This window comes from Streptomyces sp. NPDC048659, from assembly GCF_040650575.1.
Classification (GTDB): domain Bacteria; phylum Actinomycetota; class Actinomycetes; order Streptomycetales; family Streptomycetaceae; genus Streptomyces.
This window is the reverse complement of the sequence record NZ_JBEZHM010000030.1, coordinates 44,409-59,067: the sequence shown is the minus strand read 5'-3', so window position 1 is coordinate 59,067 and position 14,659 is coordinate 44,409. Positions and strand designations below refer to the sequence as shown.

Below are 14,659 nucleotides of genomic sequence, written 5' to 3'. Positions count from 1 at the left end.
GATGACCGTCAGGCAGCTCCCGCTGCCCGAACTCGTCGCCCACTGCGCCCGCCTCGGCGTCCCCGGCGTCGGCCTGTGGCGCGAGCCGGTGCGGGCGTACGGGACCGGGGCCGCCGCCGCCCTCGTACGGGACGCGGGGCTCACCGTCACCAGCCTGTGCCGGGGCGGCTTCTTCACGGCCGACGACTGGGAGGCGGACAACCGCGCGGCGGTCGACGAGGCGGCGGCACTCGGCACCGACACCCTCGTCCTGGTCTCGGGCGGGCTCCCCGAGGGCGGCCGCGACCTGCCCGGGGCCCGCGCGCGCGTCGCCGACGCGATCGGCGCCCTCGTCCCGTACGCGGCGGAGCGGGGCGTCCGGCTGGCGATCGAGCCGCTGCACCCGATGTTCGCCGCCGACCGCTGCGTCGTCTCCACCCTGGACCAGGCCCTGGGGATCGCCGAGCGCTTTCCCGCCGCGCACGTGGGCGTCGTCGTGGACACGTACCACCTGTGGTGGGACGACCGGGCCCCGGCGGCGGTGGCCCGCGCGGGCGCGGCGGGCCGTATCCACGCGTTCCAGCTCGCCGACTGGACCACCCCGCTCCCGGCCGGAGTCCTCAACGGCCGGGGCCAGTTGGGCACGGGCGCGATCGACCTGACGGGCTGGGCGGCCCTCCTGGAGCGGGCCGGGTACACGGGCCCGGTGGAGGTCGAACTCTTCAACGAGGCCCTGTGGGCGCGGGACGGGGCGGAGGTCCTGGAGGAGACGGTGCGGGCGTTCGAGGAGGTGTGAGGGGGGCGGGCCTACTTCTTCGCCCCGCCCCCGCCCAGCAGGTCCCCGAGGCCCCCGCCCTTGCGGGTGGCCGCGCGCTTGGTGAGGACGGCGAGGACCACCGGGACGAGGAGTTCGACGGCCCGGTTGACGGTCGGGGCGGGGATGCCGGTCTTCTTGGCGACCGCGTCGGCGGCGGGCTTGGCCAGCTTCGCGAGGACCCCGGCCATCAGCCCGCCGCCCACCAGTCCGCCGAACGCGGCGACGCCCTGGAGCGGCGGTTCGGCCGTGGAGACCTCGGTGACGGCGGCGCGGACCTCGTCGGCGCTGGCCGGCTCCGCGGCGGCCGAACGCAGCTCGCCGGAGAGCTCGGTGACCGAGCTGCCCACGAGCTCCCGGGCCCCGCCGGAGTCCGTGCCGAGCAGCCCGGCGATCTCCTGGAGCCGGTCGTCGCCGAGCTCGCTCAGGACCTCGTCCTGGAATGATTCGTCACTCATGCCGGAAACGCTACGGTTCCTCACCCGGCCCGGCATCCCGGAGTTGTCCACAGGGGGAGGGTCCGGCCGGTCGCCGGTTGTCCACAGGCCCGGCGGGCTGTCCGAGCCCTTCGCTACCGTCGGGGCATGTCCAGTCTGGCAGTGCTCGAAGGGGTCCTGGAGCGGATCACCTACGCCAACGAGGAGAGCGGCTACACGGTCGCCCGCGTCGACACCGGCCGCGGCTCCGCCGACCTGCTCACGGTCGTCGGGGCGCTGCTCGGCGCCCAGCCGGGGGAGTCGCTGCGGATGGAGGGCCGGTGGGGCTCGCATCCGCAGTACGGGCGCCAGTTCACCGTGGAGAACTACACGACGGTGCTGCCCGCCACGATCCAGGGCATCCGCCGCTATCTCGGCTCGGGCCTGGTCAAGGGCATCGGCCCGGTCTTCGCCGACCGGATCACGACCCACTTCGGCCTGGACACCCTGCGGATCCTGGAGGAGGAGCCGAAGCGGCTGATCGAGGTCCCGGGGCTCGGCCCGAAGCGGACGAGGAACATCGCGGCGGCGTGGGAGGAGCAGCGGGCCATCAAGGAGGTGATGGTCTTCCTCCAGGGGGTGGGGGTCTCGACCTCCATCGCGGTGCGGATCTACAAGAAGTACGGGGACGCCTCGATCTCCGTCGTGCGCAACCAGCCGTACCGGCTGGCGGCCGACGTGTGGGGCATCGGCTTCCTGACCGCCGACCGGATCGCCCAGGCGGTCGGCATCCCGCACGACAGCCCCGACCGGGTCCGCGCGGGGCTCCAGTACGCGCTGTCGCAGTCCACCGACCAGGGCCACTGCTATCTGCCCCAGGAGCGGCTGATCGCGGACGCGGTGAAGCTGCTCCAGGTGGACACGGGCCTGGTCATCGAGTGCCTGGCGGAGCTCGCCGAGGACCCGGAGGGGGTGGTGCGGGAGGCGGTGCCGGGGCCGGAGGGGCTGCCGGTGACGGGCGTGTTCCTGGTCCCGTTCCACCGGGCGGAGCTCTCCCTGGCCGGGCAGCTCCGGCGGCTGCTGGGGGCGCCGGAGGACCGGCTGCCGGCCTTCCGGGACGTGGCCTGGGACAAGGCGCTGGCCTGGCTCGCGGACCGTACGGGGGCGTCGCTGGCGCCCGAGCAGGAGCAGGCCGTGCGGCTGGCCCTGACCCGGAAGGTCGCGGTGCTCACGGGCGGTCCGGGCTGCGGCAAGTCGTTCACGGTCCGCTCGATCGTGGAGCTGGCCCGCGCCAAGCGGGCCAAGGTGGTGCTGGCCGCGCCGACGGGCCGGGCGGCCAAGCGGCTGGCCGAGCTGACCGGCGCCGAGGCGTCCACGGTCCACCGTCTCCTGGAGCTGAAGCCCGGCGGCGACGCGGCCTACGACCGGGACCGGCCGCTCGACGCGGACCTGGTGGTGGTCGACGAGGCGTCGATGCTCGACCTGCTGCTGGCGAACAAACTGGTCAAGGCGGTGGCACCGGGTGCCCATCTGCTCCTGGTCGGCGACGTGGACCAGCTCCCCTCGGTCGGCGCGGGCGAGGTGCTGGGCGATCTGCTGGCCCCGGGCAGCCCGGTCCCGGCGGTCCGGCTGACCCGGATCTTCCGGCAGGCCCAGGAGTCGGGGGTGGTCACCAACGCGCACCGGATCAACGAGGGCCTGCCGCCCGTGACGACCGGCCTGCCGGACTTCTTCCTCTTCGCCGAGGAGGAGACGGAGGACGCCGCCCGGGTCACGGTGGAGGTCGCGGCCCGAAGGATTCCCGCCAAGTTCGGACTGGACCCGCGCCGGGACATCCAGGTCCTGGCCCCCATGCACCGGGGCCCGGCCGGCGCCGGTTCGCTCAACGGGCTGCTCCAGCAGGCCATCACCCCGGGCCGCCCGGAGCTGCCCGAGAAGCGCTTCGGCGGCCGGGTCTTCCGGGTCGGCGACAAGGTCACCCAGATCCGCAACAACTACGAGAAGGGCGCCAACGGCGTCTTCAACGGCACCGTCGGCGTGGTGACCGCCCTCGACCCCGACGAGCAGCGGCTCCTCGTGCGCACCGACGAGGACGAGGAGGTCCCGTACGACTTCGACGAGCTGGACGAGCTGGCCCACGCCTACGCGGTGACCATCCACCGCTCCCAGGGCAGCGAGTATCCGGCGGTGGTGATCCCGGTCACCACGAGCGCCTGGACCATGCTCCAGCGCAACCTCCTCTACACGGCCGTCACCCGCGCCCGGAAGCTGGTCGTCCTGGTCGGCTCCCGCCGCGCCCTGGCCCAGGCGGTCCGCACGGTTTCGGCCGGACGCCGCTTTACCGCACTGGCACATCGGCTCACAGGGGGCACTCTGGTGTCAGCTTCTCGGCCCTGACGGGCCGGGCTTGTCGGCTCGGCCGGGAGAGGGCGTCGATTGCAAGTGGAGCGCGACCGGCTGCCGCGTGGTCCCCTGCGTCCGGAACTACCGTGCGGTGGTTCTGGGGCGGCTGACCGCGCCCCGCTGCCACGCGACGTCCGCCCGGTGGCGGATGTTGCGGGAGCCGTTGTGGTCCGCGTGCAGGACGGTCCCGCAGGCCCGGCAGACGAACCTCGCCTGGGACACCCGGTTGCTCCGGTGGGTGTACAGGCATTCCGAGCACTGCCGGGAGGTGTCGCGTGGGTCCACGAAGAGGACCGGGACACCTGCCCTTCGGGCCTTGTACGCGATGAAGGCGCCGAGTTGGGCGAAGGCCCACGAGTGCAGTCTGGCCCGCTGGTCCTTCTTGGCCGTGACCCTCTTCCGGATGCCGCCGAGGTCTTCCAGGGCGACTCCGCGAGAGGTGCGTTCAGCGGTGCCGACGATCTTCTTGGCGATGATGTGGTTGTGCTGGGCGCAGTGCCGGGCCTCGCGGCGGCGCAGCCGCTTGAGCGCCCGCTTGGCGGACTTGGTGCGCTTCGCCCGCAGCTTGGCCCGCAGGTCGCGATGGCGCCGGCGGTAGCGGTCGATCCCGCGTCCGGACATGATCCGGCCGTCGGACGTGGTGGCGATGTTCACGATCCCCAGGTCCACGCCGAGCCATCCGGTCGGCTCGTAGACGGCGGGTTCGGGGACATCGATCGTGGCGATGAGGAAGAACATGCCGTCGCGCAGCACGAGATCGCTCTCGCCCTTGCGGCGTGCGAGCAGGCGGCGCGCTTCCGGGGAGCACACGAACGGGATGCCCTTGAGGCGCCCTGCGACGGTCCAGACCGACACCGTGCGCGCGTCGAGGTTCCAGGTCAGGATGCGGTCGTCGTAGGGCTGGGCCGCGTCCGCGCGAAACCTGATGGGTGTGGCCTCCGCGCGCAGACGGCGCTTCGAACCCCGAGGCCCGAGGTTTCCGGCGTCGATGGTGGCCCGCAGTGCCGCGTACGCGTCGACGACCTTCTTGATCACCCGCACGGTGGGCTGCGCCGCGAGACCGAAGGCGGCCTTGGTGTCGTAGTACACCGCCTCTTGGAGCTCGTTCCGCCGTTTCAGGCCCTTGGTGTGTGCGGCCTCGGACACACTGTTCGCGGCTTGGTTGCAGGTGTGCACGGTCGCCGACAGGGCATCGGCATCGTGAGTGGAAGCAGGCAGCAAGCGCACCTGCACGGTGAGCTTCACAGCCGCAACGCTACTACGGCGGATCGTAGGGATCGGGCGCGTTCTCGTACCCCGCGGGAGGGATGGGAGGAAATCAGGTGAAAGATCACACAGGACTTCCGGAACCGGGGCGAAGGGGGCAGGATGAGCAGGTTGGCGGCACTGAGTGCCGCCGATTGGCCCAATGGTCGACCCCGAGTGCACTCTCCTGAGCCAAATGGGGGATGGTAGAGACAGTCAGGGCACCTCGAAGAAGAGGCACTACGTCGGTGAGGGATGACGTGAGCGACAACTCTGTAGTACTGCGGTACGCGGACGGTGAATACACCTACCCGGTGGTCGAGAGCACCGTCGGCGACATGGGCTTCGACATCGGGAAGCTCCGAGCCCAGACCGGTCTGGTGACCCTGGACAGCGGATACGGCAACACCGCCGCCTATAAATCCGCCATCACCTATCTCGATGGTGAGCAGGGCATTCTGCGGTACCGCGGCTACCCCATCGAGCAGCTGGCCGAGCAGTCCACCTTCCTTGAGGTGGCCTCCCTGCTGATCAACGGTGAGCTTCCGAAGGCCGACGAGCTGTCCGCCTTCCAGAACGAGATCACCCAGCACACGCTGCTGCACGAGGACGTCAAGCGCTTCTTCCAGGGCTTCCCCCGGGACGCGCACCCGATGGCGATGCTGTCCTCCGTGGTCTCCGCGCTGTCCACCTTCTACCAGGACAGCCACAACCCGTTCGACGAGAAGCAGCGTCACCTCTCCACGATCCGGCTGCTCGCGAAGCTGCCGACGATCGCCGCGTACGCGTACAAGAAGTCGATCGGCCACCCCTTCGTCTACCCGCGCAACGACCTCGGGTACGTCGAGAACTTCCTGCGCATGACCTTCTCGGTCCCGGCGCAGGAGTACGAGCTCGACCCGGTCGTCGTCTCGGCGCTGGACAAGCTGCTCATCCTGCACGCGGACCACGAGCAGAACTGTTCGACCTCCACGGTCCGTCTGGTCGGCTCCTCGCAGGCGAACATGTTCGCCTCGATCTCCGCCGGCATCTCCGCCCTGTGGGGCCCGCTGCACGGCGGCGCCAACCAGTCGGTGCTGGAGATGCTGGAGGGCATCAAGGCGAACGGCGGCGACGTCGACTCCTTCATCCGCAAGGTGAAGAACAAGGAGGACGGCGTCCGCCTGATGGGCTTCGGCCACCGGGTGTACAAGTCCTTCGACCCGCGCGCCAAGATCATCAAGGCCGCCGCGCACGACGTCCTCTCGGCCCTCGGCAAGTCCGACGAGCTGCTGGACATCGCGCTCAAGCTGGAGGAGCACGCGCTCTCCGACGACTACTTCGTCTCGCGCAACCTCTACCCGAACGTGGACTTCTACACGGGCCTGATCTACCGCGCGATGGGCTTCCCGACGGAGATGTTCACCGTGCTGTTCGCCCTCGGCCGCCTCCCGGGCTGGATCGCCCAGTGGCACGAGATGATCAAGGAGCCGGGTTCCCGCATCGGCCGCCCGCGCCAGATCTACACCGGCGTCGTCGAGCGCGACTTCGTCCCGGTCGCGTCCCGCTGACCCGAGGCACCCCGCGCGCCTGAGCGAGCGGAAAGCGCCCCGCCGTCGATCCCCCCACGGGTCGGCGGTCGGGGCGCTTCCCATATCCCCGGAGCGGATTCCCCCCACGGGATCCGGGCCGGGCGTCTGCTCGCGCGGTCTGCCGGGGTACGTACGGGAGGGCCGCTCAAAGCTCCCCGTGCACGTGCCCCGGCCGCGCTTGCCTGGGACGTCCCCCAAGACATCCCATGAACGTCCCCCAAGACGTTCTCGGCATCGCCCACTTAGACTCGCGAACAGCCCAGATGGTTACCCCCAAATATCTGTGATCTAGATCTCGTTGTGAAGGTCCTGTGCGTCACGTGTAGGTGAATTCACGTGAAGCGACGCAGCCGCAGGCTGTTGGTCACGACGAAAACGGAGGAAAACGCCATCGCGAGTCCGGCGATCATCGGATTGAGCAGTCCGGCCGCCGCGAGCGGCAGCGCGGCCACGTTGTAGCCGAAGGCCCAGCCCAGGTTCCCCTTGATCGTCGCGAGCGTGCGCCGGGAGAGCCGGATGGCGTCCGCCGCGACCCGCAGGTCCCCGCGGACCAGGGTGAGGTCGCTCGCCTCGATCGCCGCGTCGGTGCCGGTGCCCATCGCGAGCCCCAGGTCGGCCGTGGCCAGCGCGGCGGCGTCGTTGACCCCGTCGCCGACCATCGCGACCGTGCCCCCCTCCGCCTGGAGGCGGCGCACCACGTCGACCTTGTCCTGGGGCAGCACCTCGGCGATCACCTCGTCGATGCCGACCTCGGCCGCGACCCGCTCGGCCGCCTCCCGCCCGTCCCCGGTGAGCAGCACGGGCCGCAGCCCGAGGGCGCGCAGCCGGGCGACCGCCTCGGCGCTGGTCTCCTTGACGGTGTCGGCGACGGTGAGGGTGCCGCGGGCGCGCCCGTCCCAGGCGACGTGCACGACGCCGGGCCCGGTCGCCCCTTCGGGTACGGCGATCTCCTCGGCGGCCAGCAGCGCGGTCCGCCCGACCAGCACGAGGTGCCCGTCGACGGAGCCGCGCACGCCGAGCCCCGGCACGTTCTCGAAGGTCTTCGGTACGGGGAGTTCGCCGAGCTCCTCGGCGGCTCCGGCGGCCACCGCGCGGGCGACCGGGTGCTCGGAGGAGTGCTCCAGGGCGCCCGCGAGGCGCAGCAGTTCGGAGCGGTCGACGCCCTCGTACGCGTACACCTCGGTCAGGCGCATCGCGCCGGTGGTGACGGTGCCGGTCTTGTCGAGGACGACGGTGTCGACCCGGCGGGTGGACTCCAGGACCTCGGGGCCCTTGATCAGGATGCCGAGCTGGGCGCCGCGCCCGGTGCCGACCATGAGGGCGGTGGGGGTCGCGAGGCCGAGGGCGCAGGGGCAGGCGATGATCAGGACGGCGACGGCGGCGGTGAACGCGGCGGTGGTGTCGCTGGTGGCGAGGAGCCAGCCGACCAGGGTGCCGAGCGAGATCAGGAGCACCACGGGGACGAAGACGGCGGAGACGCGGTCGGCGAGCCGCTGGACCTCGGCCTTGCCGTTCTGGGCGTCCTCGACGAGCTTGGCCATCCGGGCCAGCCGGGTGTCGGCGCCGACCCGGGTGGCCTCGACGACGAGGCGGCCCGAGACGTTGACGCAGCCGCCGGTGACGGGGTCGCCGGGGGCGACGTCGACGGGCAGGGACTCGCCGGTGAGCAGGGAGGCGTCGACGGCGGAGGCGCCCTCGGCGACGGTGCCGTCGGTGGCGATCCGCTCGCCGGGGCGGACGACGAAGCGGTCGCCCGCGCGGAGGGCGGCGACGGGGAGGCGGACCTCGGTGCCGTCGCGCAGCACGCCGACGTCCTTGGCGCCGAGGCGGAGCAGGGCGTGCAGGGCGGCGCCCGCCTTCCGCTTGGCGCGGGCCTCCAGGTAGCGGCCGAGGAGGATGAAGGTGACGACTCCGGCGGCGACCTCCAGGTAGATGGTGGAGGAGGCGTGGGCGCGGGTGACGGTGAGGTCGAAGCCGTGCCGCATCCCGGGGGTGCCGGCGTCGCCGAGGAAGAGCGCCCACAGCGACCAGCCGAAGGCGGCGAGGGTGCCGACGGAGACGAGGGTGTCCATGGTGGCGGCGCCGTGCCTGAGGTTGGTCCAGGCGGCGCGGTGGAAGGGGAGTCCGCCCCAGACGACGACGGGGGCGGCGAGGGTGAGCGAGAGCCACTGCCAGTTGTCGAACTGGAGGGCCGGGACCATGGCGAGGAGCACGACCGGCAGGGACAGGACGGCGGAGACGGTGAGCCGCTGCCGCAGCGCGGCGAGCGCGGGGTCGCCTGCGCTCCCGGGGCCGGCTTCCGCTTCCGCCTCGGCTTCCGGCTCGGGCGCGGGCGGCGGGGGTTCCTCGGCGGTGTAGCCGGTTCTGACGACGGTGGCGATGAGGTCGTCGACGCTGACCCCGGGGGGGTGTTCGACACGCGCCTTCTCCGTGGCGTAGTTGACCGTGGCGGTCACGCCGTCCATCCGGTTGAGCTTCTTCTCGACGCGGGCCGCGCAGGAGGCGCAGGTCATCCCGCCGATCGTCAGCTCGGTGGTCGTGGAGGGGGAGGTCATAGGGGGTCCCGGGTGGCTTGCGGACGAGAACAGGGCCGTACCGCAACGGTACGGCCCTGCACGGGTGGCGCGGGGGTCAGGCGGCGGGGCCCACGAGCTCGTAGCCGGCCTCGTCGACGGCGGCGCGGACGGCCTCCGGGTCGAGCGGGGCGGCGGAGGTCACGGTGACCTCGCCGGTGGCGGCGACGGCCTTGACGGCGGAGACGCCGGGGATCTCGGAGATCTCGCTGGAGACCGCGCCCTCGCAGTGCCCGCAGGTCATGCCCTTGACCTGGTAGACGGTGGTGAGTTCGGCCATGACGTTCTCCTCGTTCCGGGGTGGTGCGCTCGGTGCGCCTATGCCGTACTAACACATATTATACCCCTAGGGGGTATTAATCGGGGAGTCGCCCCGCCCGGCTCTCGCGAGCGATCTCAGCCAGACCAGTCCCGCCGCCGTGACCAGCACCAGGCCGCCCACCGAGAAGAGGGTGAAGAGGTGTTCCTGCTGGGAGGTGGGGGCCGGGAGGTAGCCCTGGGCGAAGAGGGAGCGGTCCAGGCTCGTCGTGGTGATCTGGAGCACCAGCCAGAGCGCGATGCCGTGCATGGAGTCCCACAGGGCGTGCAGCACGGCCACCCCGAGGTACGCGCCGATGACCGGCCCGGCGAAGCGGAAGCGTCCGTCCGGCCGACGGTAGGCCAGCAGGACGCCGCCCGCGATCGCCGTCCACAGGCCGTGCCCGAAGGGGGCGAGGACCCCGCGCAGGATCTCGGTCTCCAGGAGCGAGCGCAGGTCGATGCCCTCCATCGTGACGGCGGCGTTGAAGGCGTACCCGGCGCTCTCGAAGGCGGCGAAGCCGAAGCCGACGGTGCCGCCGAGCACCAGGCCGGCCCGCACCCCGCGCAGCCACGGCCGGTGCCGCACCACGAACATCAGGGCCGCCAGCTTCACCGCCTCCTCGATGAGGCCGACGCCGACGAACATCCACAGCGAGGGGTGCAGCAGGTAGTACTCCATGACGGAGGCGCCGAGCACCCCCAGCACCCCGCCGGTGACGAAGCAGCCGAGGATCACCGGCACCCCGAGGTCCTGGCCGTGCCGCTCGTAGGCCCAGAGCACGAAGACCGAGGGCACCAGGAAGCTGCCGAGCAGGATGAGCGTCGGCAGCAGCGTGGTGTTCTCCGTCGCGTACGTGACGATCGCGGTGAGCGCCCACAGCGCGAGCCCGCCCCACAGGCAGCGCCGCCAGAGCCCCGGGCGGGGCGTCTCGACGGGCGGGCGCGGGGGCGGCGCCTGGGTGCGGGGTTGCTGGTCGTACACAGCGAGACCTCCAAGTCCCTCCGCCGACAGGCCATCTGACCGGAGCTTATGGTAGATACCCGATATGTCGCATTCGGGGACCACGCTGATTCTGATCATGGCGATCGCCGTCCTGGCGCCGCTGCTGGCGTACGGCGCGGGCCGCTGGCTCCCCGTACCGCTCGTCATCTTCGAGATCCTGCTGGGCATCGTCGTCGGCCCCGACCTGCTGGGCTGGGCGAAGCCCGACGCGCTGGTCGACGGCCTCTCGGAGCTCGGCCTCACCATGCTGATCTTCCTGGCGGGGTACGAGATCGAGTTCGGCAAGGTCCGCGGCGACACGCTCCGGCGCTCGGGCTGGGCGTGGGGGGCCGCCCTCGCGCTCGGGCTCACCGCCGGGGTGCTGCTCGGCGGCGGCTACGACAAGGGCGTCTTCATCGGCGTGGCCCTGACCAGCACCGCGCTGGGCACGGTGCTGCCGGTGCTGCGCGACGCGGGCGACCTGCACGGCCGCTTCGGCTCGGTGGTCATGGCCTTCGGCGCGGTCGGCGAGTTCGGCCCGATCATCGCCATGGCGCTGCTGCTGAGCGGCCGGAACCCCGCCGAGTCCACCGCCCTGCTCGCCGCCTTCGCGGCGCTCACCGCGGGCGCCGTCTACTGGGCGCTGAAGCCGCGCAGGCCGTGGTTCGCCCGGATCATCGCGAAGACCCTGCATAGCAGCGGGCAGTTCGCGGTCCGCTTCGTCTTCCTGCTGCTGGCGCTGATGCTGGGCGCCTCCACGGCGCTCGGGCTCGACGTGCTGCTCGGCGCGTTCGCGGCCGGCCTGATCACCCGTCTGGTCCTGACCGGGGCCGCGCCCGAGTCGGGGCCGCAGATCCTGGAGAAGGTCGAGGCGGTCGGCTTCGGCTTCCTCGTGCCCGTCTTCTTCGTCGTCACCGGCATCGAGTTCGACCTGGACTCGCTGCTCGCGGGCGGCCGTACGCTGCTGCTCCTGCCGCTCTTCCTGGTGCTGTTCCTGGTGGTGCGGGGCGCCCCGGTCTGGTTCCTCGCGCCGCGCGACCTCGGCCGGCGCGACCGGGGCTCGCTGGTCCTCTACAGCTCCACGGCGCTGCCGCTGGTCGTCGCCATCACCACCATCGGCGTCGACGACGAGGCGCTCACGGCGGGCGAGGCGGCGGCCCTGGTGGGCGCCGGGATGGTCTCCGTCCTCGCCTTCCCGCTGCTGGCGCTGCGGCTGCGGGCCCGGGCGGGGGGCGGCCCGGCGCTGCCTGCCGAGCCGGTCACGGGCTCGGAATCGTGGTGAGCGCCTCCCCGACGACCGGGTCGAGATAGCGCAGCACGACGTGCTTGAGCTCGACGACCACGGCGTCCCGCTCGGGGCCCTCGGGGGCGGCCAGCACGAGCGCGAGACCGGCCTTGACGACGGCGAAGGTCATGTCGGCGATCCGGGCGCGCTCGGCGGGCGCGCTGTCCGGGAGGTAGTGGCCGAGCAGCTCGGCGACCCGGGCGAGCAGCGAGGCGTGCAGGGCGTCGTGCTCCTCGGCGATCCGGCCGGGGACGTCCGAGCCGTGCATGAGGGCGAGGAAGGCCGGGTTCTGGCAGTTGAACTCGATCATCGGGTCGAGCACCGCGTCGAGCATCTCCGGCAGCGGCAGGGCCAGGTTCGCGGGGGTGAACGCCTGGCCGTGGGCCTCGCGCATCTCGGCGAGCAGGCGCCCGCCGAGCTCGATGGCGATCGCCTCCTTGTTGGGGAAGTACTGGTAGAGCGTGCCGGGGGAGACGCTGGCCTCGCGGGCGATGGCGTTGGTGCTGCTCGCCGCGTAGCCGTTGGCGCAGAAGACGTCGGCGGCGGCCTTCAGCAGCTGTGCGATGCGGCGCTCGCCGCGGGCCTGGCGGCGGCGCGGCTTCGGCTCTTCGGGCCCTTCTCCGGACATGGCTGTCCCCAGCTTCCTCAACACGTTTGACAAACACGAGCCATCGCTCGCATTCTTGGAAAACGCGAGCGATCACTCGTGTTTGCCAGTCTATGGCAATGGGCGACCCATGCGACCTGCCGGGAAGCGAGCGCCTGGGTCACGGTGAAGGGGACACCGCGTCATGGCCGAAGTCAAGAAAGCGCCTTCCGGCGGGGGGTGGACCCGGTGGGTGACGGCCAGGCCACGGCTCTCGCTCCTGGTCGCGCTCGTGATCACCGCGCTCGCCGTCCTCGCGGGCAGCGGCGTCGGCGACCGGATGGGCAGCGGCGGCTGGGAGGACCCGGACGCCGAGTCCACGTACGCGCTGAAGGTCCTGGAGCGCGAGTTCCCGGCCTCTCAGCCCAATGTGCTGCTCCTCGTCGACGCGGGCGCCGCCGGGGTGGACGCCCCCGCCGTCGCCGCCGAGGCCCGCCGGCTCGCCGAGCGGCTCGACGCGGAGCCCGGCGTCGGCGGCGTCGGCTCCTACTGGAGCACCGGCTCCCCGGCGCTGCGCTCCGAGGACGGGCGCCGGGCGGTGATCGCCGCCCGGATCGAGGGCGAGGAGAAGGCCGCGGGCGAGATCCTGGAGCGTGTCGCCCCCGCCTTCCGGGGCACCCACGGACCCGTCGAGGTCTCCGTCGGCGGCCCGCTCGCGGTGCGCCACGAGATGCAGACGATCATCCAGGAGGACCTGCTGCGGGCCGAGCTGATCGCCCTCCCGGTCACCCTCGTCCTGCTCGTCATGGTCTTCGGCAGCGCCGTCGCCGCCCTGCTCCCGCTCGGCATCGGCATCGTCGCCATCCTCGGGACCAACGCGGTGCTGCGCGGCATCACCGAGCTCACCGACGTCTCCGTCTTCGCGCAGAACCTCACCACCGCCCTCGGGCTCGGCCTCGCCATCGACTACGCCCTGTTCGTGGTCCGCCGCTTCCGCGAGGAGCTCGACGGCGGCGCCGACCCCCACACCGCCGTCGCCACCACCCTGCGCACCGCCGGGCGGACCGTGCTCTTCTCCGCCCTCACCGTCGCCGTCTCGCTCGCCGCGATGATGGTCTTCCCGCAGTACTTCCTGCGCTCCTTCGCCTACGCCGGGATCGCCGTCGTCCTGCTCGCCGCCGCCGCGGCCCTCGTCCTGCTCCCGGCCGCGCTGCTGCTCCTCGGTGACCGGGTCAACGCCCTGGACCTGCGCCGCCTCTTCCGCCGCCGCGCCCGGGCCGCCGCGAAGCCCGGTGCCGGATCCGGTGCCGACGCGGGGGCCGCTGCCGGGACCGGCCCCGACGCCGGGGCCGGCTGGGCGCGCACCGCCGCGCTGGTGATGCGCAGGGCGCCGCTCTTCGCCGTCGCCACGGCCACCGGGCTCGTGCTCCTCGGACTGCCCTTCCTCGGCGTGCGGTTCGGCACCGCCGACGACCGGCAGCTCCCGGCGAGCGCCGAGTCCCGCGTGGTCCAGGACCGGCTGCGGGAGGACTTCCCCGGCAGCCCCGGCGGCGCGATCACCGTCCTCGCCGAGGGCGCGGCCACCCCCGCGCAGTACGCGGGCTACCGCGACCGGATCCGGACGATCGACGGGGTCGCGCGGGTCGACGGACCGGTGACCGCCCCGTCCGCCGCGCCGGGCCACGCCTACTTCACCGTCGTCCCCGAGGGCGAGGCCGTCGGCCCGGACGCCCAGCGGGTGGTGGGCGACGTGCGCGCCGCGCCCGCCCCGTTCACCACCTCCGCCACCGGGGCCGCCGCCGTCCTCGTCGACTCCAAGCACGCCATAGGAGAGCGGCTGCCGTGGGCCGCCGCGATCATCGTCGTGGTCACCCTCGTCCTGGTCTTCCTGCTCACCGGCAGCCTGATCGTCCCCCTCCAGGCTGTGCTGCTCAACGCGCTGAGCCTCACCGCCATGTTCGGCGCGGTCGTCTGGGTCTTCCAGGACGGGCACCTCTCCGGGCTCCTCGGCTTCACCTCCACCGGCGACATCGAGACGAGCCTGCCCGTCCTGATGTTCTGCGTCGCCTTCGGACTCTCCATGGACTACGGGGTGTTCCTGCTCTCCCGGATCAAGGAGGAGTACGACACGACCGGCGACCACGAGCACGCGGTCCGGTTCGGACTGCGCCGCACCGGCGGGCTGATCACCGCCGCCGCCGTGATCCTCGCGGTGGTCATGGTCGCCATCGGCTCCTCGCGGGTCACCAACACCAAGATGCTGGGGCTCGGGGTCGCCCTGGCCGTCCTCATGGACGCCATGGTGGTGCGCAGCCTCCTCGTGCCGTCCGTGATGAAGCTGACCGGCCGCCTCACCTGGTGGGCACCCGCACCGCTGCGCCGCCTGCACGCCCGCTTCGGGATCAGCGAGGGCGGCGCCCCCGAGGCGGCCCCCGCCGGCCCCGGGCGGCCCGGGCCCGAACGGGAGGACACGGCCCGGGAGAAGGAGCCGGTGGGCTGACACGC

General features: G+C 72.3%; 11 protein-coding genes. 5 read left to right on the top strand and 6 right to left on the bottom strand.

Features of this window, described 5'->3' with window-relative positions; translation table 11 throughout:
• The first annotated feature begins 1 nt into the window (after position 1).
• A complete protein-coding gene (locus AB0C99_RS22720; protein WP_362477914.1) occupies positions 2-775 on the top strand; it encodes a sugar phosphate isomerase/epimerase family protein in 774 nt (257 codons plus the stop codon).
• A gap of 11 nt (positions 776-786) precedes the next feature.
• Here AB0C99_RS22720 and AB0C99_RS22715 read toward each other — a convergent pair whose 3' ends face one another.
• A complete protein-coding gene (locus AB0C99_RS22715; RefSeq protein ID WP_362477828.1) occupies positions 787-1,251 on the bottom strand; it encodes a DUF937 domain-containing protein in 465 nt (154 codons plus the stop codon).
• A 126-nt stretch (positions 1,252-1,377) separates the two neighbouring features.
• On the opposite strand from AB0C99_RS22715, the gene AB0C99_RS22710 reads away from it, so the two are divergent.
• Complete coding sequence (locus tag AB0C99_RS22710) at positions 1,378-3,606, top strand: ATP-dependent RecD-like DNA helicase (protein ID WP_362477825.1); 2,229 nt, start codon at positions 1,378-1,380, stop codon at positions 3,604-3,606.
• Between the two features lie 87 nt (positions 3,607-3,693).
• Here the strand turns inward: AB0C99_RS22710 and AB0C99_RS22705 are convergent, their stop codons facing one another.
• Complete coding sequence (locus AB0C99_RS22705) at positions 3,694-4,839, bottom strand: transposase (protein WP_362477912.1); 1,146 nt, start codon at positions 4,837-4,839, stop codon at positions 3,694-3,696.
• A 278-nt stretch (positions 4,840-5,117) separates the two neighbouring features.
• On the opposite strand from AB0C99_RS22705, the gene AB0C99_RS22700 reads away from it, so the two are divergent.
• Positions 5,118-6,407 carry a citrate synthase gene (locus AB0C99_RS22700; protein ID WP_362477822.1) on the top strand — a complete coding sequence of 430 codons (1,290 nt, stop codon included), beginning with the start codon at positions 5,118-5,120 and terminating at the stop codon, positions 6,405-6,407.
• A gap of 353 nt (positions 6,408-6,760) precedes the next feature.
• Here AB0C99_RS22700 and AB0C99_RS22695 read toward each other — a convergent pair whose 3' ends face one another.
• The 3 genes from AB0C99_RS22695 to AB0C99_RS22685 form a co-directional block, all read right to left on the bottom strand.
• On the bottom strand, positions 6,761-8,983 hold the full coding sequence (locus AB0C99_RS22695; RefSeq protein WP_362477819.1) for a heavy metal translocating P-type ATPase: 2,223 nt from the start codon (positions 8,981-8,983) through the stop codon (positions 6,761-6,763).
• Positions 8,984-9,059: 76 nt separating this feature from the next.
• Complete coding sequence (locus tag AB0C99_RS22690) at positions 9,060-9,281, bottom strand: cation transporter (RefSeq protein ID WP_362477816.1); 222 nt, start codon at positions 9,279-9,281, stop codon at positions 9,060-9,062.
• Between the two features lie 66 nt (positions 9,282-9,347).
• Complete coding sequence (locus tag AB0C99_RS22685) at positions 9,348-10,283, bottom strand: PrsW family intramembrane metalloprotease (protein ID WP_362477813.1); 936 nt, start codon at positions 10,281-10,283, stop codon at positions 9,348-9,350.
• A 64-nt stretch (positions 10,284-10,347) separates the two neighbouring features.
• Here AB0C99_RS22685 and AB0C99_RS22680 point away from each other — a divergent pair, with 64 nt between their 5' ends.
• Positions 10,348-11,565: a cation:proton antiporter gene (locus tag AB0C99_RS22680; protein ID WP_362477810.1), complete on the top strand. Its 1,218-nt coding sequence runs from the start codon at positions 10,348-10,350 to the stop codon at positions 11,563-11,565.
• Here the strand turns inward: AB0C99_RS22680 and AB0C99_RS22675 are convergent.
• Complete coding sequence (locus tag AB0C99_RS22675; protein WP_362477808.1) at positions 11,543-12,196, bottom strand: TetR/AcrR family transcriptional regulator; 654 nt, start codon at positions 12,194-12,196, stop codon at positions 11,543-11,545. The two genes, AB0C99_RS22680 and AB0C99_RS22675, sit on opposite strands and share 23 nt — an antisense overlap.
• A 163-nt stretch (positions 12,197-12,359) precedes the next feature.
• Between AB0C99_RS22675 and AB0C99_RS22670 the strand changes: the two genes are divergently transcribed.
• A complete protein-coding gene (locus tag AB0C99_RS22670) occupies positions 12,360-14,654 on the top strand; it encodes an MMPL family transporter (RefSeq protein WP_362477806.1) in 2,295 nt (764 codons plus the stop codon).
• The last annotated feature ends 5 nt before the right edge of the window (positions 14,655-14,659 follow it).

What these genes read in the sequence shown, in the direction of transcription:
- AB0C99_RS22670 (WP_362477806.1), top strand. Translation starts at nt 12,360, where the DNA reads ATGGCCGAAGTCAAGAAAGCGCCTTCCGGCGGGGGGTGGACCCGGTGG.
- AB0C99_RS22715 (WP_362477828.1), bottom strand. Translation starts at nt 1,251, where the DNA reads ATGAGTGACGAATCATTCCAGGACGAGGTCCTGAGCGAGCTCGGCGAC.
- AB0C99_RS22695 (WP_362477819.1), bottom strand. Translation starts at nt 8,983, where the DNA reads ATGACCTCCCCCTCCACGACCACCGAGCTGACGATCGGCGGGATGACC.
- AB0C99_RS22710 (WP_362477825.1), top strand. Translation starts at nt 1,378, where the DNA reads ATGTCCAGTCTGGCAGTGCTCGAAGGGGTCCTGGAGCGGATCACCTAC.
- AB0C99_RS22690 (WP_362477816.1), bottom strand. Translation starts at nt 9,281, where the DNA reads ATGGCCGAACTCACCACCGTCTACCAGGTCAAGGGCATGACCTGCGGG.
- AB0C99_RS22720 (WP_362477914.1), top strand. Translation starts at nt 2, where the DNA reads ATGACCGTCAGGCAGCTCCCGCTGCCCGAACTCGTCGCCCACTGCGCC.
- AB0C99_RS22680 (WP_362477810.1), top strand. Translation starts at nt 10,348, where the DNA reads ATGTCGCATTCGGGGACCACGCTGATTCTGATCATGGCGATCGCCGTC.
- AB0C99_RS22675 (WP_362477808.1), bottom strand. Translation starts at nt 12,196, where the DNA reads ATGTCCGGAGAAGGGCCCGAAGAGCCGAAGCCGCGCCGCCGCCAGGCC.